Source organism: Planctomyces sp. SH-PL14, from assembly GCF_001610835.1.
In the GTDB taxonomy this organism is placed as follows: domain Bacteria; phylum Planctomycetota; class Planctomycetia; order Planctomycetales; family Planctomycetaceae; genus Planctomyces_A.
Window position 1 is genome coordinate 6,261,186 of the sequence record NZ_CP011270.1, and the last position, 22,377, is coordinate 6,283,562.

Below are 22,377 nucleotides of genomic sequence, written 5' to 3' on the forward strand. Positions count from 1 at the left end.
TCACCCGGCGAGCAGGACGGAGAGCACCTCGTCGACCTCATCCGGACGGAGCCCCGGATAGAGCGGCAGCGACAGGACCTCCCGCGCGAGCTGCTCCGCCACGGGGAGCGGCGGCCGGCCGGCGTGGAACGGGCGGAAGGCGGGCATATGGTGCAGCGGCGGCGAGTAGTGGATGCCGTATCCGATCTCGTGGCGGCGGAAGCGGTCGATCACTGCGTCGCGGTCCGGGCAGCGGATGACAAACTGGTGGTACACCGCCTCCATCCCCTGCTCGATCTCCTGAACCGCGTAGACGCTGCCGGCCAGGCCGCGGCGGTATTGCTCCGCCAGATCCCGGCGGGCGGCGTTCGTGGCGTCGAGGGCCCGGAGCTCGACCCGCAGGATCGCCGCCTGGATCTCGTCGAGCCGGCTGTTGATCCCGTCGCACTGCGCCACCCGCTCGGCGTCCATGCCGTAGTTCTTGATCGTCCGCAGACGGGCGGCGGTGGCGTCGTCATGAGTCACGCACATCCCGGCGTCACCGAAGGCGCCGAGGTTCTTCGTCGGATAGAACGAGAAGCAGCCGATATCGGCGATCGGGCCGATCCGCTGCGTTCGGCGGCGGGCCCCGTGGGCATGGGCGCAGTCGGAGATGACCCGCAGGCCCAGGTCGTGCGCCCGGGGGACGATCTCGCTCAGTTCGACCGGGTTGCCGTAGAGATGGACGGGGATCACGGCCCGGGTCCGCCCGGTGAGCGCGGCCGACATCGTCTCGGCCGTCATGAGCCACGTCCGCGGGTCAACGTCGGCGAAGCGGGGGATGGCTCCCACGGCGCGGATCGCGGAGGCGGTCGGGACCGAGGTGTTGGCGACCGTCACCACCTCGTCCCCCGGCTCGATGCCGCAGACACGCAGGGCGAGGATCAGGGCGTCCGTCCCCGAGGCGACGCCGATAGCGTGCCTTGCTCCAACGTACTCCGCGAACTCCGCTTCGAAGGCCGCCGACTCCGGACCGAGGATCAGATGGCCCGAGTCGAGGACGCGGGCGATGGCCGCGTCGATCTCGGACCGGTGGCGGGCCAGCTCGGGACGGTAGTCGAAGGCTCGAATCATGCGAGCGTTCTCACGGAAGTGTGGGGGGGAACGGGGGACAGAGTGGAAAACGGAACCTGGTATTCCTCCGCATGGGCCCGGAAGTAGCGGATCGTCCGACGCAGTCCTTCGCGGAGGGGGACCTCCGGGGACCACTCGGTGGCGTTGTGGAACTTCTGATAGTCGCCGCAGTAGTGGCCGATCTCGATTGAGCGGTATCCCTCGGGGAACGGGACGTGCCGAACCGGGACGGGGAGGAGCTCGCTGAGGGCGTCGACGAAGTCGCGGACGGAGCAGGGCCACGGATCTCCGAAGTTCCAGACCTGCCCGTCGAGGTCGCGGGCGGGGAGGTCGGCCGCCAGCTCAAGGGCCCGGACGACATCGCCCACGTAGTTGAAGTCCCGGACCTGCTCTCCCGTTCCGAAGACGGAGATCGGCTCGCCCCGCAGCGCCTTGCCGATCAGGACTCCGGCGAACCCGCGGTCCCCTCGGACGACATCCATCCGCGGGCCGTAGGTGTTGGTCAGCCGCAGCGACGCGGTCCGCAGTCCGTGCTGCTGCGCGTACAGCCGGAAATACTCCTCGACCGCCCGCTTGTGGACTCCGTTGATGTCGACCGGCGCCACGGAACTCCGCTCCGTCACCGGGAGCTCGGTCTGCCGCCCGTAGACCTGCCGGGTGCTGGCGTAGAGAAGCGTCGCCCCGGGATTGGTCTCCCGGCACGCTTCCAGGATGTTGAGATGGATCTGGCAGTTGCCGCGGAGGTCCCCCAGCGGATCGCTCATGCTGGCGATGTGGCTCACCTGCCCGGCGAGGCAGTAGATGATGTCCTGGCCGGTGACCGCCTCGCGGACCGGCTCCGCGTCGAGCAGGTCGAAGCGGCGGATCGCGAGTTCGCCCGCGGCGCCCTGCAGGCGGCTGGCCGCGACGGTCGACCCAGGATCGACGACGTCGGCAGCCGTCACGAGGGCGCCGCGCTCGATCAGGTCCCGCGCCAGGTTCGTTCCGAGGAATCCGAGCCCACCGGCGATCAGCACCCGCCGCCCGCGCCAGTCGTCACGCATGGGAGTCCTCCGGCTGGGCATCGGGATCCAGGTCGGGATTGGTGGAGGAAGCCCGCGGAGCGATCCGGTAGCGGACGATCGACTGCGGCTGGCCGTTCTGCGTCAGGACGATCCGCCCGATGTATTCCCCGAGCATCCCCAGGAGGAACATCTGCAGGCCGGCGAAGAGGGCGATCGCGATCAGGACCGTCGGGATGCCGACGGGGACCTGCGGGTTGACGAAGAGCTTGTCCAGGATGACGGCGAGCAGGAGGAACGCGCTGAAGGCCGACGTCCCGAACCCGAGCATCACCGCCGCGCGGAGGGGCGCGGTCGAGAAGCCGAGGAACATGTTCATCCACAGCCGCACGAGCTTGCGGAACGTGTACCCGGACCGTCCCGCCTGCCGCGGTCCGTGTTCGACGTCGATCTGCTCGATCCGGTCGGTGACCTGGAAGATGAGTCCGTCGATGTAAGGGAAGGGGCCCTCGTACCGCGTCACCTCGCGGACGACGAAGCTGCTGATCGCCTTGAAGCTCGAGAGGTAGAGGTGCCGCGGCTTGCGGAGGAGCCATGTCGCGGCCGCCCCGTTGAGCCGGCTGCCGATGTTGCGGAACCAGTGGTGGCGCTTCTCGCGGTAGCGGCCGTAGACGACGTCGCAGCCACGTTCGCGGATCGCCCGCCAGAGCCGCACGGCCTCCTGCGGGGGGTGCTGGCCGTCGTCATCGAGGACGATCGCGTAGCGGCCGCGGGTCTCGTGCAGTCCCGCCATGACCGCGGGATGCTCTCCGAAGTTCCGCGAGAGCTGGAGGAACCGGACGACCCCGGAATGCTTGGCCGCGAGATGGCGGCAGACCGCTTCGCTGTCGTCGCTCGATCCGTCGTTGACGAGGATGACCTCGAGCCGCCCCCCGGAGCGGAGGTCCACCAGCTCCGGCTCCTCTGCAAAGACCGACAGCGCCGCATCGACGACCGGTTCGATCGTCTGCGCTCCATTGAAGACCGGAATCACGAGCGATAATTCCAACGGTCAGTTCAACAGACGACGGGACTATGAATTGAGGAGATATTCAGGATTTATTGAGAGAGCCTTCATCTGAATGGCTCATGAAGTGTTCAGGTCAGTATGTGCTGATGCAAAACCATGCACAAGCGACCTTAGATGAATTTGGCTTTATCCAGGGAAACCCGGAGGAAACCCTGTCAGTGTGGCCAAACGGAGCACCTGCGATGAACGAGCCGACGGGAATTTCCTGGTCGGGGGTGTTACCGTTCGGCCGGCGCGGGTTGCCCGAGAGTGTTCCGGCGGCACGCGCAGTGAGAAGCTTTTCCGTACCGATCCCGCGAGACGCCCAGACAGGACCAGGCCCATGAAGTACCGCTTTGAAGAGCTTGCGGGGATGATCGATCACTCGCTGCTGCATCCGACGATGACGGACCGGGAGCTGGAGGAGGGGTGTCGGCTGGCGGTGCGGTACGGTGTCGCTTCGGTCTGTATCAAGCCGTATGCGGTCCGGGTGGCGGCGGAGCTGTTACGGGGGAGCGGGGTGCGGGTGGGGGCGGTGATTGGGTTTCCGCACGGGAGCGCGTGTACGGAGTCGAAGCGGTATGAGACGCAGCTGGCGTGTCAGGACGGGGCGGTCGAGATCGACATGGTGATCAATGTCGGCAAGGCGCTGAGTGGCGACTGGGAGTATGTCGAGCGGGACGTGCGGGCCGTGTGCGATGAGGCGCATGGCCGCGGGGCGGTGGTGAAGGTGATTCTGGAGAACGATTTTCTGTCAGGGGGCGGGGCGGGGCTGACGAGTGATGTGCTCAAGGAGAAGTTGTGCCAGATCTGTGAGCGGGCGGGGGCGGACTGGGTGAAGACGTCGACGGGGTATGGTTTCGTGAAGCAGCCGGGCGGGGGCTACGACTACAAGGGGGCGACGGAGCATGACCTGGCGCTGATGCGGCGGTCGTGTTCGGAGAAGGTGCAGGTGAAGGCGGCGGGGGGGGTGCGTGATCTGGATGGGTTGATGCGGGTTCGTGAGTTGGGAGCGTCGCGGTGTGGTGCGTCGGCGACGGCGGCGCTGCTGGATGAGTATCGGCGCAGGGAGAGTGCTGGGGAGTCCGGTGGAGCATCGACGGGCCGACTGGGAGACGGCGGCTACTGAACTTTTTTCACCGGGTCCAGGGGCACCCTGGTGGGGAGTGCAGAGGGGCAACGCCCCTTTGCCCGCCGGAGGCCCTCTCGTCGAGAGATGTCTGAAGGAGATCGTGTCCAAACGCGGACACCGTGCCGGATGCCCCCTCACCAACCCACGGGGAGTCCAGCGCGAGCGTTGAGTCCTCAACGCCGGTTCCACAAAGGGGGCGTCCGTGGCTTACCACGGTTCCTCATGGAAGTGCCTCCGGCGGCAAGGGGGCCTGTGTCGTTTTCTGGCCCCTTGACCCCTGTGGCCGTGGCACATTGGGTTTAAGCGAGCGACGTCGTGCCGGCATGGACGCGGTTAATCACGCTTTGCCACCGGGCCGTGCTTTTCCGTCCAGTCACTCGTCAACCACAGAATCGCCTTCCCGTCCCGGCTGGCCGTCAACACCTCCCGGCCATCCGGCGAGAACGTCACTGCCGTCACCTCCTGCGAATGCCCCTTCAGCGTCAGGATCTCCTTGCTCTCCGCCCGCGTCGCATCCCACAGCTTGGCCGTGTTGTCCTGACTCGCCGTAAAGGCCCGCTTCCCGTCCCGCGAGAACGCCACCGACGTCACCGCGGCCGTGTGCCCCCGCAGGACCGAAACCGTCCCCCGCGACTCCACATCCCACAACCGCGCCTCATTGTCCTCCCCGCCCGTCAGGATCCGTGACCCATCCGGCGAGAACTGACCCGACAGCACTGCCCAGGTATGCCCCTCGAAAGGCTTTCCGACCTGCTCTCCGGTCGCGGTGTTCCACAGCCGCGCGGTCTTGTCATTCGACGTCGTCAGGATCTGGCTCCCATCCCGCGAGAATGTCGCCGACCGCACCCGGTCCGTGTGTCCCTTCAGCGTCCGCAGGATCTTGCCGGTCGCGGCGTCCCACAGCTTGGCGGTCCCGTCGTCGCTGGCGGTCAGGATCAACCGGCCATCGGGCGAATAGACTGTCGCGTTGATGTAACCGTCGTGCCCATGCTCCAGCTTGAGGAGTGCCTGGCCGGTCTCAGCCTGCCAGATCTTGGCGGAGTTGTCCCAGCTCCCCGTCACGACCTTCGCCCCGTCCGGCGAGAACCGCGCCGAGGCGACCGCGCCGTGCGGACTGAAGGTCATGCTCTCGCGGGTCGTCGTCGCATCCCACAGCCGGGCGTCGCTTCCGCCGACCGTGATGATCGAGCGGGCATCGTCGGTCAGCCGCGCCGACCACACGAGTCCGCCGCGGGCGTTGAAGTCGATCAGCGGCGCCGCGACGGGCTTCTCGCCCCCCGGCGTGATGAGACGCACCGTGTTGTCCGAACAGGCGCTGAGCAGGCTCTTGCCGTCCGGCGTGAAGTCGATCGACGTCACGGTGAACTGCTTGATGTCGAACGCCTCCAGCGGCTTGGCCGTCACGGCATCGAAGATCGTGACGTGCGAGCCCTCGGTGAACGCTCCCGCCGCCGACTCCAGCTCGCTCACCGTCGCGATCCGCGTCCGGTCCTTCGAGATGGCCACGACCGTGACCGCCTCGGCGTGCTTGAGAAGCAGCCCGTCGACCTCCTGGCCATTCGCCGCGTTCAGCCGGCCGACCGTGTGGTCGCTGCTGGCGGAGAGGAGCTCCTTTTCATTCAGGAATTTGAGTGACGTCACCCGCCGCGTGTGGTGGCGGACGTTCCAGACAAGCTCCGACGAGCCGTTGTCGTGGATCCGGTGCAGCAGGCATCGGCCGTTCGTGTCGCCCGTCGCGACGAGGTTCGACCCCGGGGCGAACGCGACGGCGGTGATCCGCCCGTTGTGGCCATTGAGCCGCGCCGGCTCGGCGATCCGCCCGGCGTGCTGCGCGTCCTCGCCCGCTTCGCGGCTCAGCGTCCGCAGATCCCACAGCCGAGCTGCCTCGTCGTCACTCCCGGTGACGAGCCACCGCTCGTCGGAGGAGAGCGCGACCGCCGCGGACCAGCCGGTCCCCGGAAGCCGCTGGAACTGCGTCCCGGCGGCGATGTCCCAGAACCGGACCGTGTTGTCGGCCGCGGCCGTGATCAGCGTCCGGCCGTCGCGGAAGACGAGGGCGCTCGAAGCGAGGTAGTCATGCCCCTCGCGGAAGGTCTGCAGCTCCTTACCGGTCCGGGCATCCCACGAGCGGGCGGTCCGGTCGCGGCTGGCGGTCAGGACCTGCTTCCCGTCCGGCGAGAACGAGGCCCCCAGGATGGCGTCGGTATGGCCGGCCAGCGTGCGTCCTTCGAGGACGCGGAACTCTTCGTAATCCTCGACCCCCCACAGGAGGACCCGCTGGTCCTGGCTGGCGGAGGCGACGGTCCGGCCGTCCGGCGAGAAGACCGCCGCGCGAACGGCGCTGTTGTGGCCGCGGAGGGTCTTGAGCGACCGCCCCTGCTCGATACTCCAGACCTTGACGGAGTTGTCCCGTCCGCCGGAGACCAGCAGCGCCCCGTCCTTCGAAAAGGCGACCGACTGGACCGGCGCGGTGTGGCCGTCGAGTTCGCGGAACTTGACTGTCTTACGTCCCTCGGTGTCCGAGAGGCTGAACGGCGGGACGTCGACCGGGTTCCAGAGCAGCACCCGCCGGTCATACCCGGCCGTGGCGACCGACTTGCCGCTCGGATCGAAGGCGACACTGTAGATCGGTCCTTCGTGCGACGTGAACCGGCCGACCGACTCCGCGGTCACGTCCAGGCTCTCTCCGTTCTTCTTCGTCGATACCTTCCAGACCACGGCCTTGCCATCCTGGCTGACCGTCACGATTCCGTTCGTCGAGTTCGGCTCGCCGGGGGCAAAGTTCGGGGAAAAAGCGGCATCCCACACCCACCACGTGTGTTCGCGGAGCACCGCCGCCTCGCGAGGCTTCGCGGGATCGGCCATGTCCCACAGCCGCGCGGTCTCGTCATAGGAGGTCGAGAGGAGCCAGCGACCGTTGTCGGAGAAGTTGACGCTCACGGCGGCATCGGTGTGGCCGGGAAGCGTTGCCACGAGTTCGCCCGTCGCGGCGTTCCACAGGTTGACGTACCGGTCCCGGGCACTTCCCGCCGTCGCGAGCAGTTTTCCGTCCGGAGACCATGCGACGCCGTGAACGTAGAGATCGGGATGCGGGATCGAGAGCTTGAGCTTGCCGGTCGCGGCGTCCCAGATCCGGGCCTGCCGGTCCCAGCTTCCGGTGGCGATCAGCGACCCGTCCGGCGAGACCGCCACGGAGTCGACCGGGCCATCCATCGTCAGGGCTCGCGACGCCTGCCGGCAGAGGTGCATCAGCCGGCCCCACTCCCAGTTCCGGAGCTCCGGCTTGCACTGGTTGAGGAGCGTCTCCGCAACGTCGAAGGCGTTCTCGTCGATCTTGGCCGCCGCCAGCCCGATCCGGGCGACGTAGGACTCGTACTCCTCGGCCTCTTTGGCCGTGACCGCGATCGTCCGCTGCTTGTCCGCCTCCTGCCGCTGGGCCTCCGCGAGGAGCTTCTGCTCTTCGGCGAGCTTCTTCTGCTCGATTGCCCGCATCTCCTGCTTCTTCGCCTCGTCCCGCTGCTCCTGGGCGATCTTCTGCTGCATCTGCGCGTTGTCCCGCTCCTTCTTGGCGATCATCGACTGCTCGACGGCAATCTTCTGCTGCATCTGGGCGTTGTCCCGCTCCGTCTTGGCAATCTGCGTCTGCTCGACGGCGATCTTCTCCTGCTTCTTCGCTTCGTCCCGCTGCTCCTGGGCGATCTTCTGCTGGGTCTGCGCGTTGTCGCGCTCTTTTTTGGCGATCATCGACTGCTCGACGGCAATCTTCTGCTGCGTCTGGGCGTTGTCCCGCTCCGTCTTGGCGATCTCGGTCTGCTCGACCGCAATCTTCTCCTGCTTCTTGGCGTTGTCCCGCTCGACCTGGGCGATTGCCGTCTGTTCCTTGGCAATCCCTTCCTGCTTCTTCGCCTCCTCGCGCTGCGCGATGGCGACGTTCCGTTCCGACCGGATCCAGAAGAACGCCACGCTGGCGATCAGGAAGATCACCGCCGCCATAAGCCCCATGGCCCGCTTGGCCGCCTGGAGCCGTCGCTGCCGGGCGTTCCGTTCCTCGAGACCCGCCTTCAGCTTGTTCCGGACCGCAATGTGGGCCGGCTCGGCGGACGTCGCCAGCGACAGGCCGAGGTCATAGTCGTGCCGTTCGAGGGCGGTCTCGGCGTAGGCCAGCCGGGCCGCCAGAACGCCGGTCCTGGCCTGCGCGTTGGCGGGCCACAGCTCGATCGCTTCTTCGAAGCCGAAGACCGCTTTGTTGAAGCCGGTGTACTCCTTCGTCTTCCGGGCGGCGTCCAGGTCCTCCTGAGCCCGGACCGCCATGGCGATGCTCTCGGAGTGCGAGAGGTACTCGCGGATCGCCGTCTGGAAGTCCTGAACGGTGGCGTATCGATCGGGCGGATTGGTCGCCATCGCCTTGTAGGCGATATCGAGCAGCTCGCCGGACTTGTCGGTCTCGGTAAGGACGTTCCGCATCGCGTTCAGGAGGCACTCCTGAACCTTCTTGCCCGGATGCGGAGCCTTGTTGGTGATCAGCTCAAAGAGGATCGCCCCCAGCAGATAGACGTCGCTGGAGTACGTGATCCGGTCGAGCGGCCCCGTCGCCATTTCGGGGGCCATGTAGGCGGGGGTGCCTCCCATGCCCGGGAGAGCGATGTCCCGCCCCTTCTGGAACTGCTCGGTCGGGAGTGCCAGCCCCCAGTCCATGACGAGGACTTCACCGAAGCTCCCGAGCATCACGTTCTCGGGCTTGAGGTCCCGGTGGATGATCCCGCGGGCATGGGCGAACGCCACGGCGTCCGCCGTCCGGAGGAGAATCTCCAGGTTCTCATGCAGCGTCTTCTTCTTGAGGACCTTGAGCCACGGCGTCCCCTCCACCTTCTTCATGCTGTAGAAGAGGATCCCCTTGGCGTCCGAACCGACGTCGTAGATCGGGACGATGTTGGGGTGCTCGAGGTCCCCGGTGACGATCGCCTCCGCCAGGAACTTCTGCCGCTGGGTGCGGTTCGAGGCGGCCGGCCCCTTGATCATCTTGACCGCCACGTTGCGGTCGACCGAGGTCTGCCGGGCGGTCCAGACGACCCCCATCCCCCCCTCGCCAAGGACCTTGATCAGGTCGTAGTCCGGGCTGCTGATGTGCTGCGTCTCGCCCGAGCGCATCGAGCGGCGGGGGACGGTGTCGAGCGTGCCGCGGACCGACTCCATGCTCTGCGAAGGGAGCTCGCGGGACTTGAGCGTCGCCGCCGGCTGTTCGCCACTGAGGTCCTCGAAGTTCGTCTGCAGCGTCCGCATCTCGCTGGCGCGGACTTCCGCGTCTTCGTCGCCCGCATCCGACATCATCGTCTGGGCGCTCTCGTTCGGCCCTCCGTCGCCGCCGTCGGACTGGAACGTCTGCGCGCTCTCGTCCGGACCCTGGGAGTGGCTCCCCTGGGTCACGATGACGTAGCCGCTCTCGTTGCTCCCCTGATCGAAGTCGTCCGACGTCATCGTCTGGGCGGAGCTGTCGATGGGCGACGGCGGCGAGTCGGAAGCCCGCGTCTTCTTCGAAGGCTCGATCGCCTCGTGCTCCGGCCACTCGTCGGAGACGAACGTCGCGTCGACGCTCGTATCGCCCGTGGCGGGGGGCATCTCGCCGGAGTCGAGCGTCCGGTCGGGCGCGGCGCCGCGGGGAGCGGCCGGCGGCGAATCGGACTCCGCCTCCGCCATGGTCTGATCGGGCCGGGGCTCCGGGCGCGGCTTCGCCGGTTTCGCGGCGGGAGGGGCCGGCCGCGCCGGGGGACGCGAGCGGGCCAGAGTCGGAGCCGGGGCGGGGGGAGCGGTGGCGTCTTCGGCAAACGTCAGATCGGGGCGCTCGGGCCTGGGCGCCGCGGGGGGGCGCTCGGCCGCCGCCTGAGATTCGAAGACGATGTCGGAGGTCATCGGGTCGGCGGACTGCTGGGCCGGCTCCCGTCCGCCGAACCACATGTCGAGGGCTTCATCGGACTGCATGGTCCGGGCGGAGTCGGAGGCGGGACGCGGCTCGCCGGTCCCGTCGTCGGAGAGGAGGGTCTGCGAGGAATCCCCCGTCGCCCGGACATCCTCCTCGGAGGCGAATTCGTCGGCCTGCAGCGTTCCGCCGGGGTTCTCATGCGGCAGGGGAAGGGGGGGAGCGGGGGACTTTGCGAAGTGTTCCGGCAGGGCGCTGCCGCAGCTCGGGCAGCGCTTCAGCCCGGCTCCGAACAGGGGAGCATGACAATCAGGACAGATCATGAGGACACCCGGCCGAAAAAGAACCCGCCGCCATCCTGACATCTTTCGCCGTGGTCCGTCACAGCTGTCAAACGCAAAATGCCCGATCGATCCGCAAACCCCCGGACGTTCCGGCAACAGACGGAGCCCGGTGCCCTCGGCCGTTGCCGGGGGACTGCGCTCCCGGCCAACAGTCACAATCCCTATGTCGGGCCGCATGTCTCGCGAGCCACCGCGACGGCAGACGGTCAAAGGAGGATTGGCGCCGTTGATCCGCCGGCGGATCGGACCCGTTGTGGTCTCCGGTGCCCGCCGGAGGAAAACGGACCCGGAGCTGGAACGTCCTGATTCTACCGAGTTTGGAACGATCCGCTTCTCAAAAGGCCCCGATTTCCGCAGACTGCCCGGCGGCCCGGGTTGACAGCGACTGGAGAGGAAACCAATGGGATTCATTCGCGTGATGGGGATCGTCCCGCTGGGGATCGGGCTGACCGTCCTGGGATTCCTGTGGCTGACGCCGTTCAACGAGTTCGGCTCCCCGCCACTGTTCTTCCGCGTCTTCGGCTCGTTCATCGCCCTGGCGTTCGTCCTCCAGGGGGGCGCGATGGTCTACGGCCGCCTGCCGATGAACGCCGAAGCCCTGCGGAAAGCGATGGACCTGGTCCGCCAGGGAGGCCCGCCGACAGAGCCGGGAACCGGTGTCGGAGCCAGCCAGGGAGCCGCCGGCTACCGCTGCCCGAACTGCGGCGCCTCGATCGCGGAGGGGGCCGACGTCTCCCCCAGCGGCGACGTGAAGTGCGACCACTGCCGCCGCTGGTTCAACATCCACCGCCAGGGCTGAAAGAAAGAACCCTGGGGTCCAAGGCGAGCAGCACTGGCCGCCGGAGGCACTTTCGTTGAAACGGTCGCGGGCGGAGTGCTTTGGCCAGGACGCTTCAAAGCGAGTGGGAAAGGCGACGAGAGAACTTCGCCGGCTTCAGCACCGCGCTGACTCGTTCCGGCGTCGCGACGGAGGGGGCCTCCGACCCCGTCGGCTCGATCCCGTTCGCGAGCTCTCCCCAGGTCTTCGACCAGACCTCCAGAAACATGCACCCGATGGCAATGACCACCGGCGCCGTCAGGATCACCAGCATCGGAATCAGCAGAATTCGTTCTTTCATCTCGGCCTCCTCGTGGAGCCCCTCGGACGCCTGAATGCGACCGACGGGACACCGTTCACAATCGCCATCGCGAGTGAGAGGAGGGTGACGCGTACTTAAAATCGGCTTCAGGGTTCTTCTTGTCCCTGCAGCGCTCTGTGGGAATTGGACCGTTCCTCAGCGAAAAGGCCTCCAGCGGCCAGGGCGGCCCGCCCTGGACTCGGGGGGCTGCGGGAATCCCTTCGGCAAACGGCCCGGCGCGCTACCCGTCGTGGGGCGCACATTCTCCGGCGATCTCGACCTCGTCTCCGGTGACGACCAGCCGCTCTACCGTGTAGGCCCAGTACTTCAGCGGGCCCCCCTTCATCTGCGGCGGGATCCAGGCCCGCAGCGTGTTGAACAGCGAGGCGGTCTTCATCACGCTCAGCTCAATCTCGCCGCGAGCCTCGAACCGGTCCTCCATCTCCCGCCCCAGACCCTCCCGAGCGATCACCAGGACGTACCGGTGCTGGTGCGATTCGGACTTGGCGTGGGCGTGCATCTGAAGAGACCGCAGCTCCACGTCGTTTCCATCCACGGTCAATCGGAATCGGTCCGGCAACGCGACCTCCCGGTTCGGAGTGCTGAGCCTGAATGGCTCAACGGCCCACATCATCGGTAGGGAGCGAAACCATAATACTTCGGTCGTTCATCCAGCCGGACATGGAGCCAGGAGACCCCGGCTCCGGCGGTACTGAGCCAGACGGGCCTGGTCCCGATCCGCCGCGCCGTGGTCTCCCCGACGAGCCGCCACAACGCGTCCCGCTGATCCGTGGGAGCCTGTCGAACGAACGCCGCCAGGTGTCCGTACGCGGATTGGTCGGCGACCGGGCATGGAACGACGAGGATCGCATCCCCGCTGAGATTCGGGATCGCCACGACGTCCTCCTCCGCTCCAGCAAAGTGCTCGGAAAACGCCTGTGGATCGGGAGTCCGAGCCAGCCCCGGAGCATCGAGGACCACGCACTCAAATGGACGCGACACGGTGTCGGTCGTAACGGCTGGCGTCTCCCACCGGAACTCGGCGAAGGGAACCGCGGCCAGCAGCCCGTTGAACCAAGTCCGAAACCCGGCCTCCTCGCGCCAGCCCCGTAGCACCTCCATGACGGTTGCCGGACGCGATTCGAGATCGAGCGCCAACCGCAGGCCGCGGTGACTGGGGAGTTCTTCGCTGCGACTTGTCCACATCGGCAGGGGACTCCATGACGAAGAAGGCGACTGCCGTCACTGTCCTGCCCAGACTTCCGGGGAACAAGTCTCACCCGCTCGAACCGCGTTCTTGCCGGCATAGCGTTGCTCGCTCAAACCCAACTTGCGACGGCAGCCTGGGGTCAAGGGGGCCACGCCCCCTTGCCGCCGGAGGCACTCCTGTGAGGAACCGTGGTGCACAAGGGACGTCCCCTTGGTGGAACGAGTGGCGAGGACTCCCTCAAACCACATCGCTCGCTTTGCAATCCCCGCGGGTTGGTAAGGGGGCATCCGGAACGGTGTCCGCGCTTGGACACGCTCTCCTTCAGACATCTCTCGACGAGAGGGCCTCCGGCGGGCAAAGGGGTCGAGAAAACAACACAGGCCCCTCTGCACTCCCCACCAGGGGGGCCCTGGACCCGGTGGACGAGGGGCGTCGGCTGCGCTGGGGAGACCCGGCCGCCTTGTTGACGATTCCTCGCTGGATATCATCGCCGTCCGCGGGGCATTGAGGCCGGCGCCCTCGTCCAGAAACTCTGAGACCGGCCCGTCCCGACTGTGCGGGAGCAAACTTCGTGGCGAAAGCGAAGACGGCGGCCGTCAACAGGGAGACCCGGAAACCACGAAAGTGGCCCCACACCGCCGACCTCCGGCCATGGCTCGAAGTCCAGCTGGACCTGTGCGAGCAGCACCCCAAGCCAGCTGCCGCCGGACTCCAGGCCTGCGTTCCACTCAAGCAGCTCGCCGAGTGCGGACAAGAGACCGCAGCGCTCAAGCGGCTTCAGCGGCTGCTCGACCGGTTGCCCCCCTCGGAGTGCCAGGCCAGCGGCTTCCTGGCCCTGACGGCAGTCCAGATCGCCCTCGACCTGCCCGATCCCCGCCGCGCCGAAAAGTACCTTCGGCTGGCCGAAGCCCGCGAGTCGAACGCTCCGCCGCGTGAGCGGAAGGCCCTTCAGATCCGGCTCAACCAGGTCCGGAAACTGAACGGACTGCCCGAACCGCCCGGCTCAAGCGCGGGGGGCAAGGACGATCCCCTGTGGCAACTCGGCCAGTCGCGGCTGGCCTTTCGCACGGCGCTCCTGGCGGGGGACAAACCCACCGCCGCCAAGGCCCTTCAGAAGACGACGAAGCTCATCCCGGAGGTCGATCAGTTCTGGCTGAAACCCGGCCTGACGCTCAGCGCGGTGAACGCCTTCCGTCGCCTGGGGGACGACGCGGCCCTGGCCCGGTATGTGACGTGGCTCGACCGGAACAGGCATTCCAGCGACCTCGCCACCGGCAGCCTCTGGGGAATGGGGCTGACCGATCTGGCGAACAAGCGGGCGCAGGACCGCGTCGCCAGCCATTTGAAGAAGCTCAAACGCGATCCCGACTCCAACATCCATTTCCCCGTCCACGAGATCAGCGAGGAGCTGTGGTTCTTCCTCCAGACGGGCCAGGCGGACACGGCGGCCAGACTGCTGCAGCGCACCCTCCGCGATCTCCCCAGTTGGCCGGGCCTCCACGGCGGATTCGTCGGGGCCGGCGTCCTGACGGAGCTGGCCGAACTGCTGGCGGAACTCGACAGTCCCGAGGCGGCTCGTGAGCTGCTCGGCTTCGCTATCCAGGCGGGCAAAGCGGAACGGGACCCCGGATTTCGCAAGGGGGCCCTCAAAGCCGCGGACGAGCAGTTCGAAGCCCCGGGGCTCGCGGCCATGATCGCCAAAGCGAGATCGATCAAGAACGCCGCAAAGCGGCGAGAGACCTTGATCCCTCTCCTGACGAAACAGTCTGCCTGGTCCGAACTGGCCAAGGTCCTCGACGAGATCCCGAACGCCGACGAACTCCTCGGCTCGCTGCACTCTGTCCTGTTCAGGCTCCCCGGCGGATCCAGGCTGGCCTAGCGTAGGCACACCGGCCGGAGATCGTTGGCAGATCGGATGTGTCGATTGTTGTCCCTGCCCGCTTGAAGCCTCCCCGCTTGAAGCCCCCTGCGCGAAGAGAGTCCCCACCATGAAGATCCTTGTCTCGGGCCAGGCGTCGGCTCACGATGACGAGACCGGCGAGATCATCACCGACGCGGCGCGGCTCCGGTCACTCGGCGGCCTGCGGTACGACGGCGACCTGTGCGCGAACTATCTCGATCATGAGCAGCTGAACGACATCAGTATTGTCGGCGGCGCGATTGAAGTTGTGTGGGCTCCGGACCAAAGCGGTCTGCGGGTCGTCAGCGAGTACTGGTCGCCGGTGGAGCTCAGCCCAGACCAGCTCCAGGCGCTCACCGATCAGACTCTCGGACAATGGAGCGACGGCATCGGCGAAGGGTGTTTTGACGAATGGTCGCAGGAGAGCGGCATCGGTCTGGATCTCGCCCCGTTCGCCCGGGACGACTACCAGGATCCGGTCGCCGAGCAGGTGGACGACGACCGCGAAGTCCCTCGCTTTGCCCATCTGGCCAAGGCGGTGTGGAAAGGAAGGCTCGATGTCGTGCAGCAGGCCGTGGAAGAGAAAGCGGACCTGAACGCGGTCTACGACGGCCACACCGCGCTGCTCCTGGCGATTATGAAGAAGGACGTGGCGATCGCGCTCCTCTTGATCGAAGGGGGAGCGGACGTCGATCGCGGCTCCGTCATCGGGACCACCCCGCTGATGGCCTGCACCTCCCTCCCGCCGGCCGACGCAATGCGGGTGGCGAAGGCCCTCGTGGCCCGGGGATGCGATCTCGAGGCGGTCGACTACGAGGGCCAGACTGCCGCCACGATCGCGGTGAACACCAACCAGCCGGAAGTGGCGGAATTCCTGAGAACGCAGAGAACTTCGTAGGGGCCGCCGGTGTCGTTGCCGTCGCTTCGGCAACCGTGCCGAATGTCGGCCGAAATTCCAGAGAGACGCCAGCGCGATGGCAATGTTCGTCCACCTGGCTTCGAATTCGTGCCTGGCCCGAATTCGCCGAAGCGGCATCGCCCGGTTGCGACGTCCTGGAGGAGAATTCCCCGTAGGACTCTTTGCCGTTCCGGTGACGAGGAACTTTTTCCTCTCGCACCAGTGGCTGCGGGAGCTGAGGCGAAACAGTTCGGGTCTCATGTCGGGGGTGTACTTTCGGATTCCCGACGAAGAGGCGGTCTGGGTTGGCCACTACGGCCAGCCCCACCGCTGGATGACCGCCGCCGAAGCGGTATGCGCGTTCTCCTCCGCCGAGGACGCTCGAGGCTGGGAAGTCGTGATTCCGCGGCGGATCGAAGTCGATGAGTTGCACGCGATCCGGAAGGTGCCTCAAGTCGTGGGCTGGCGGTTCTCCCCGTCAGCGAAGGGGAAGCCGCCGTACTGCACCTGTCCGTTCTGCATCCGGGGGACGTACGGAGCCAGGCGGCTGCGGGAGCGGCTGGGAGCCCCGGATGACGGACGACGTTGAACGGGCGAGCCGAGTTTCGCCATCGCTGAAACGGACTCCGTCTGATCGTTCTCCGCGGGCGGCAGTGGAGGGGTAAGTGAGCTCAGGACGCGACCTCTCCTAACTGCCGGACGCCGACCGTCTCCGTGGCGCGGGGGATTCACGCCTCACTTGGCCGCTCGGCACGAGCCGGCCAGCGCGAACGGCTCCGGGCTGGCCTGGAATTGCCGCTCGCGATCCCCCACCCTCTACTGCGACCCGCCGCAACGGACTCCCGTAGTCCGTCGCCCTTCCCCTGCTGTTCCTCCGGAAAGCCGCTCATGAGATTCCCCCTCCGTTCCCTCCTTCTTTGTCTGGCTCTCTGTCCGTTGATGCCGGGCCGGGGCGTCCTCGCTCAGGACGCGGCCCGGAAGCCGTTCGTCCCGCAGCCGATCATCGCCGGCGGGCAGGTTCTCCCGCTCTATCCGGCGGACTCGCCGAAGCTCAAGCGGGAGAAGCTGCACGAGGCGGAGCAGTACAACACGAAGGGAAAGTCGGACAAGACGCTCAACGTCATCGGCGTCCACAACCCCTCGATCGAGGTCCACCTGGCCGGTGATGACCCGGCGAACACCGGCGCGGCGGTCATCATTGCTCCCGGGGGCGGGCATCAGATCCTGTGGGTCGGACCTGAAGGGGGGGACTTCGTCCCGTTCTTCAAGAAGTACGGCGTCTCGACGATCATCCTCCGCAACCGCCTGCGGATCGACGGCTACGAACCGACCACGGACGCCGTGAACGACGCCTTCCAGGCGATCCGTCTCGTCCGCTCGCACGCCGCCGAGTGGAAGCTCGACCCCGCCCGGATCGGGATCATGGGCTTTTCCGCGGGCGCGGAACTCTCCGCGCCGACGGCCCTCTTCTTTGACGACTTTGAAAAAGAGAACTCCGGCTCCGCCGATCCCCTGGCCAAGGTCTCCCCGCGACCGGACTTTGTCGGGGTGATCTACCCCGGCCCGACGCCGTTTACGAAGGCCCCGGAGACGAAGATCCCCAAGAACTGCCCGCCGAGCTTCATCGCCTCGGCCGGCCCCGGTGACCGGGTCCATGCCCTGTGGGCCGCCGACTACTTCACGGCGATGCTGAAGGCGGGGGTTCCGAATCTCGAGATGCACATCTATGGCAACGGCGGGCACGGGGGAGGGCTCACGGCCCGGGGCGGTATTCCGTTTGCCACCTGGACGGACCGCTACATCGACTGGTTCAAGGATCTGGGATTCCTCGACAAGCCGGGAACGCCGACAAAGGCGGCCAAGGATGTTGAGGCGTTCGGGAAGAAGGGGAAGTAGTCTTCGGTTGGCAGGCGTTCGCTGAAGTGAGAGGAACCAGAGCCCCGGGTCCAGGGCTGGAAGCCCTGGCCGCCGGAGGCACTTTCAATGAGGAACGGTCCAAACCACAACGGACATGGCCGAGCGGTCCGAGCGAAAAACCTCAACGCACGACGTGTCCGTTCTTCGGATCCGTCCGCAGGTCCAGCGTCTCGTTGTCGTCGGTGTAGAAGAAAAACCCGAACATCATCTCGTGAATGGTCTGCGGTCCGTTCCGCACCGTCGCCTCCGGGTCGGGATTGAACGGGTTGAACCGCGAGTTGTCGAAGTGCGCGATCACCTCGATCCGCGTTCCCTTCGCGAACCGCTTGTCCCCCGGCGCCCACCGGTAGTTCTGCTGCCAGTCGTAGTGGTAGTTCGGAATCGACAGTAACCGGTCCGGTCCCACTTCGGGTCCCGACGCGCCGGCGTCCCCGGCTTCGGGGGGATGCGCCAGGAACGTCATGTCCTTCCCCCGCAGGTGCATGTGGGCGAACATCCCCACGCCGGTCGCGTCGCAGGGGAGCGTGCGACTCGCCCGGACCTCGTGGGCCCCCGCCCCCGGCGGGATGGCGAACTTCGAGGTCGTGACCTGCAGGTGCTTCAGCTCCTTGCGGACGACCCCCCGCGGATACCGGAACCCGACCGACATCCGGTTCTTCTCTGGCTTGCCGGTCGTTGTGTAGTGGATCTGCAAGCCCACCACCGACCCTGCCGGGATCCGCAGGGCGTAGCCGTCGTCGAGACGCATCGCCGTCCCCCCCGGGACCCGCCCTGTGATGAAGTTGCTGTCGTCGAACTCCTTGCCGATTTGGAAATAGCCCATGTTGCAGTGGTGGACCACGGCCGGATTGGAGGGGAGGGTCTCCGCCGCCGAGATCCAGGTCTCCTGCAGGAACAGGTGCGGCAGGACGACGTACCGGTAGTCGACGAATCCGTCCGCCGGCAGGCTGTGGGTCTCGACCGCCTTCAGCACGAGGTCCGGCTCGCCGATCTCCCACTTTCCGTCCGGGAACGTCCGCGGCGGCGGCGCCTTTGCCGTGTCCCCCGCCGGGCACCCGGCCCGCACCCAGTCGATCACGCGCCGCCGCTCGGCCGAAGTCAGCCCCCGCTCGTTGGCAAAGTGTTCGCTCCGCGCGGCGTGCCAGGGGGGCATCCGGCGGTCGGCCACCACCTCCGCGATCATGGCTCCCTGGCTGCTCGTCTCTTCGTGCGTCATCAGCGGGAACGGCGCTCCGCCCCCCGTGTGGTGACACTCCTGGCAGTGAACCTGGAGGAGCGGGACGATGTGCTCATGAAAGGTGACCGGTTCCGCGGCACGAGGCGCGGTCGATCCCGTCGCGGCCGCGAACTCCGGGATCAGGCATCCGTCGACCGGCGTCTCGCGCACCGCGACCTCCCGTCCGGCCAGCAGGTCCTCGAGGGCCAGACGCAGGTCGTCGCGGGTCGGCTGCGGCCGCGCGCCGCCGAGACGATTCTGATCGTCGATCTGCCCGCGATACCGGAGCCGCCCGTCCGCGTCGAGGACCGCCACCTCCGGCGTCCGCCGCACCCCCAGGGCCTTCGCGCACGAGCCGTCGACATCCTTCACGAGCGGAAAGGGGACGCCAAAGTCGATCCCCTGCTGGGCGATCTCGGCGATCTCATCGTCCGGGCCGACATTCACGCCGACGAACTGGACCCCCCGCGGCCGGAACGCCTCCTCCATCCGGACGAGCCGCGGCCACGACTTCTGGACGATCGGGCAGGTCGTGTTGGTGAAGACCAGGACGTCCCCTTGTTCTCGCCGAGATCGCGAAGCGACCGATTGAGCGAGCGGATGTCCTTGAACCGCAGGTCGCCGATGGTATCCCCGATCGCAGGCTCATCGGCCCGAGCGGCCGCGGCAACGGCTGCGAAGAGACAACACACGAGCAGCGCGCGAAGGAAGGCCATCGGCAGAGTTCCGTGAGGTCAGAGCCCGGTCATCATAGATTTCGGGGGTCACTGCCGAACAGCCGGGTCGTGCTACTTGGACGAGGCCGCCTTGGACGCGGTCTCGATCGTCTCCCGAACGAACTGGGCGTGGAGCACCATGCTCAGCCCCAGCGGAACATGCACCGTCCGCTCTTCGAACTCCGTCGTGATCCGCTCGTCGTGCCGGTACTGGGCGAGGGCCATCCCGATGAGCAGCGGGTTCCCGTTCTTCCCCTCGACAAAGACCGGCCCTCCGCTGTCGCCGCTGAACGCCGTCAGGTCGGCGAGGAACGTGTGATGCCGCTCGATCGGCAGGAACGGATGGCTGGCAATGATTCCCTGCCGCGCCACGGCAAACCCCGCCTCGTTCGCCTCGAACCGCTGCGGGTAGGAGAGGGCGAAGATCGGACTGCAGATGTGCAGCCCGGCATCCCGGAGCGACGCTTCGTCCGCCAGCGCGGACGCCGGCAGCGGCGCGACTGGAACCGGCAGGTTCTCCGCCAGCCGGAGGACCGCCGCATCCTCCGTGGGATGCTTCACCCACAGGGGCTCGTCCCCTTGCCGGACGGCGATCGTGTGGTCGCGCCGGACATAGGAGCCGTCGTCACGCTGTTCCCTGAGTACCAGGATCGCGGTCTCGCCTTTCGTCCGCTCCAGCACGTGGGCCGCCGTCGCCAGGTAGAGGCTCTCGTCCTCCGGCGAACGGTCGCGCCGAATCAGGACGCACGCGGCGGTCGAGTCCTTGTGAAACAGCTTGAACGTCGCGTCGAGCGTGGCGGTAGCGAAGTCGCCTCCCCGGACCGGAGAGGCACTCACCGCGAACAACCCCAGCAGGGCAGTCAAAAAGACGGATCTCATCAGATGGCTCACGGGAACGAGGTCGGCTTGGACCGTGACTCGGTGGAATCTCTCACGCGGCGGTCGGACAAATCGGAGTGGAGGCCGCCTCACGATGGAAAGCTGGGAGCGGAAGGGGCGGGCGTCAATCGGCGCCGGGAGGAAGGGCCCGCAGCAAACCGAGCTCCCAGGGGATCTCGCCGTACTTCCGTCCACGGTAGTTCTCGTCGCGAACCCCCTGGATCAGGAACTCCAGCTTCTTCACCGAGATCTCCATCCGCTCGTCGACCCCGAGCCGCAGGAACTCTCCATGGCTGATGTGGTCGGTCCACCGCGGGGAGACATCCGGGACCACGTTCTCCGACGAGGCGAACGGCCGCTCCCAGGAATCCGCCAGCGGCGACCACTCCCCATCGAGCCGGTCCGAGTCATAGGCCTTGTAGTATCGCCGTCCGTGGCCGATCGCCTCGATGATCGTCAGGTATCGTTCGGTCTCCTTCACGCGGTACGTTTGGCTGGCCTCGAAGATGTCTCCCTGGAGAACGATCTTCGGCTCGTTCCAGCCGAGCGGAAAGTCGGCCAGGAGGGCGTCGGACCGCCACATCCGGCCGTCGTTCGACGTAAAGAAGAGACGCCCGTGGGTCTCGTCGCAGATCACCCAGAAGTCGATCCACGATTTCACGCTCTCGGGATCGCGGGAGAACATCAGCCGCGGCTTCGTCCAGGACGCGGGATCGCCGAGGTCCGCCGTGGTCGAGTAGGCCGGCTGAAGCCCCTGCCGGTGCCCCTTCTCGCTCACCTGATAGACGAGATACCAGAGCTTGTGCGGCGCGTAGTAGAACACCTGCGGGGCGCAGAAGTACCCGTCGTTCAACGTGAGGACGTGCCGCGGCGCGGCGTCGGCGTTCTTCCAGTCGTCGAAGGCGAGGTTCTCGATCTGGTGCGTCCGCTTCTCGCTCCGGATCGTGCAGAAGAGGTGCCACTTTCCGTCGTGGCGGACGACCGTCGGATCCTTGATCGAGACGCACCGGTCGGAGGAGCGCTCGGCGGGCCGGACGAGGGAGGCCGACAGCGACCAGCGGAAGGGCGGACGCAGCTCCGCCGGCTCATCGGCGGCCCGCAAGGCGCCGCATGCCGAGACGACGGACCAGACAAGCAGGAACCGGACAGGCGACATGCAGCGTCCTCCATTTCGAAAGGGCGGGCTCCCGCCGCCGCGCCGAATGTCCGGGGCCGCGCCGGAGTCTCGCGAGGCGACGAGGTCCAGTGCCGGAAGATACCTCGTCCCGTGCCGGCAAACGACCATCGGGCCGGCGGCGGCCAGGCCAGCGCCGGGCAGGGCGGGACAAAGTACGGCGGTGAGAGGACGTTCTTCCCCTCGATGAGCCTTCTTCACCCGCGCCACGTCCCGTGGTCTGGCGACCCGGCGACCGGTATGCTGCCGCCATGCGACCCCTTCGATTTTCCATCAATGTCTCGCTGGACGGGTGCTGCGATCATCGGGAGATGGTCCCGGACGAGGAGCTGCATCGTTACGCGGCGGAGGGGATCGCGCGGGCCGATGCCCTCATTTTCGGCCGGGTGATCTACGAAATGATGGAGTCCGCGTGGCGGCCGGTCGCGGAGACTGGAGTGCGGCCGGACTGGATGCCGGAGTGGACGGAGCCATTCGCCCGATCGATCCACGCGGCCAGGAAGCACGTCGTCTCCAGCACGCTCGACCGCGTCGACTGGAACGCGGAGCTCGTCCGCGGGGACCTGGGAAAGACCGTTCAGCAGCTCAAGGAGGAGCCGGGGGAGGGGCTGTACACGGGAGGGGTGACGCTCCCGCTGGCGCTCGCCGAAATGGGGCTGATCGACGAGTACGAGTTCATCGTGCACCCCAGGCTCGTGGGGCACGGACGGACGTTGTTCGCGGGGCTGTCGAAGTACGTCGACCTGAGGCTGGTCGGCCGGCGCGAGTTTGCCTCGGGGGCGGTGGCGCTGCGCTACGAGCCGAAGCGGTAATCCGCA

The 22,377-nt window shown here is 67.0% G+C and carries 17 protein-coding genes; 7 read left to right on the forward strand and 10 right to left on the reverse strand.

The annotated features are described in order from the left end of the window. Genes VT03_RS23950 through VT03_RS23960 form a run of 3 tightly spaced genes read right to left on the reverse strand, consistent with a single transcriptional unit; the run spans window position 1 to window position 3,126 of the window. A complete protein-coding gene (locus tag VT03_RS23950) occupies window positions 1-1,092 on the reverse strand; it encodes a DegT/DnrJ/EryC1/StrS family aminotransferase (RefSeq protein WP_075095341.1) in 1,092 nt (363 codons plus the stop codon). After that, entirely contained in the window at window positions 1,089-2,135 is a 1,047-nt protein-coding gene (locus VT03_RS23955) for an NAD-dependent epimerase/dehydratase family protein (protein ID WP_075095342.1), read from the reverse strand. Before VT03_RS23955 ends, VT03_RS23950 begins: the two co-directional genes overlap by 4 nt. Further along, window positions 2,128-3,126 carry a glycosyltransferase family 2 protein gene (locus tag VT03_RS23960; protein ID WP_231870503.1) on the reverse strand — a complete coding sequence of 333 codons (999 nt, stop codon included), beginning with the start codon at window positions 3,124-3,126 and terminating at the stop codon, window positions 2,128-2,130. Before VT03_RS23960 ends, VT03_RS23955 begins: the two co-directional genes overlap by 8 nt. Window positions 3,127-3,484: 358 nt before the next feature. On the opposite strand from VT03_RS23960, the gene deoC reads away from it, so the two are divergent. Further along, complete coding sequence (deoC, locus tag VT03_RS23965; protein WP_075095344.1) at window positions 3,485-4,270, forward strand: deoxyribose-phosphate aldolase; 786 nt, start codon at window positions 3,485-3,487, stop codon at window positions 4,268-4,270. Between the two features lie 336 nt (window positions 4,271-4,606). Here deoC and VT03_RS23970 read toward each other — a convergent pair whose 3' ends face one another. Further along, entirely contained in the window at window positions 4,607-10,510 is a 5,904-nt protein-coding gene (locus tag VT03_RS23970) for a protein kinase domain-containing protein (RefSeq protein WP_075095345.1), read from the reverse strand. A gap of 421 nt (window positions 10,511-10,931) precedes the next feature. Between VT03_RS23970 and VT03_RS23975 the strand changes: the two genes are divergently transcribed. Continuing rightward, window positions 10,932-11,330, forward strand: coding sequence for a hypothetical protein (locus tag VT03_RS23975; protein ID WP_075095346.1), 399 nt, complete (start codon window positions 10,932-10,934; stop codon window positions 11,328-11,330). Between the two features lie 94 nt (window positions 11,331-11,424). On the opposite strand, the gene VT03_RS23980 is transcribed toward VT03_RS23975, so the two are convergent. From VT03_RS23980 to VT03_RS23990, 3 genes are all read right to left on the reverse strand, one after another. Further along, window positions 11,425-11,649 carry a hypothetical protein gene (locus VT03_RS23980; RefSeq protein ID WP_075095347.1) on the reverse strand — a complete coding sequence of 75 codons (225 nt, stop codon included), beginning with the start codon at window positions 11,647-11,649 and terminating at the stop codon, window positions 11,425-11,427. A 241-nt stretch (window positions 11,650-11,890) separates the two neighbouring features. Further along, window positions 11,891-12,229, reverse strand: a complete 339-nt coding sequence (locus VT03_RS23985; protein WP_156514718.1) for a hypothetical protein — start codon at window positions 12,227-12,229, stop codon at window positions 11,891-11,893. 50 nt (window positions 12,230-12,279) lie between these two features. After that, window positions 12,280-12,855, reverse strand: a complete 576-nt coding sequence (locus VT03_RS23990; RefSeq protein WP_075095349.1) for a DUF6940 family protein — start codon at window positions 12,853-12,855, stop codon at window positions 12,280-12,282. Between the two features lie 575 nt (window positions 12,856-13,430). Between VT03_RS23990 and VT03_RS23995 the strand changes: the two genes are divergently transcribed. The 4 genes from VT03_RS23995 (at window position 13,431) to VT03_RS24010 (ending at window position 17,553) form a co-directional block, all read left to right on the forward strand. Then, window positions 13,431-14,738, forward strand: coding sequence for a hypothetical protein (locus VT03_RS23995; protein WP_075095350.1), 1,308 nt, complete (start codon window positions 13,431-13,433; stop codon window positions 14,736-14,738). A 109-nt stretch (window positions 14,739-14,847) separates the two neighbouring features. Next, on the forward strand, window positions 14,848-15,657 hold the full coding sequence (locus VT03_RS24000) for an ankyrin repeat domain-containing protein (protein WP_075095351.1): 810 nt from the start codon (window positions 14,848-14,850) through the stop codon (window positions 15,655-15,657). Window positions 15,658-15,850: 193 nt separating this feature from the next. Further along, window positions 15,851-16,246 carry a hypothetical protein gene (locus VT03_RS24005; RefSeq protein ID WP_197489061.1) on the forward strand — a complete coding sequence of 132 codons (396 nt, stop codon included), beginning with the start codon at window positions 15,851-15,853 and terminating at the stop codon, window positions 16,244-16,246. Between the two features lie 299 nt (window positions 16,247-16,545). Beyond that, window positions 16,546-17,553, forward strand: a complete 1,008-nt coding sequence (locus VT03_RS24010; RefSeq protein WP_082846477.1) for an alpha/beta hydrolase — start codon at window positions 16,546-16,548, stop codon at window positions 17,551-17,553. Between the two features lie 142 nt (window positions 17,554-17,695). Here VT03_RS24010 and VT03_RS24015 read toward each other — a convergent pair whose 3' ends face one another. The 3 genes from VT03_RS24015 to VT03_RS24025 all read right to left on the reverse strand — a co-directional run bounded on the left by VT03_RS24015 (window position 17,696) and on the right by VT03_RS24025 (window position 21,541). Continuing rightward, a complete protein-coding gene (locus VT03_RS24015; protein ID WP_156514719.1) occupies window positions 17,696-19,339 on the reverse strand; it encodes a redoxin family protein in 1,644 nt (547 codons plus the stop codon). A gap of 239 nt (window positions 19,340-19,578) precedes the next feature. After that, window positions 19,579-20,385: a serine protease gene (locus tag VT03_RS24020; protein ID WP_082846478.1), complete on the reverse strand. Its 807-nt coding sequence runs from the start codon at window positions 20,383-20,385 to the stop codon at window positions 19,579-19,581. Between the two features lie 124 nt (window positions 20,386-20,509). After that, window positions 20,510-21,541 carry a non-reducing end alpha-L-arabinofuranosidase family hydrolase gene (locus VT03_RS24025; RefSeq protein WP_075095354.1) on the reverse strand — a complete coding sequence of 344 codons (1,032 nt, stop codon included), beginning with the start codon at window positions 21,539-21,541 and terminating at the stop codon, window positions 20,510-20,512. 269 nt (window positions 21,542-21,810) lie between these two features. Here VT03_RS24025 and VT03_RS24030 point away from each other — a divergent pair, with 269 nt between their 5' ends. Beyond that, the gene (locus VT03_RS24030) at window positions 21,811-22,371 is read left to right on the forward strand and encodes a dihydrofolate reductase family protein (protein WP_075095355.1); all 561 of its coding nucleotides are present in this window, start codon (window positions 21,811-21,813) and stop codon (window positions 22,369-22,371) included. Window positions 22,372-22,377: the final 6 nt, after the last annotated feature.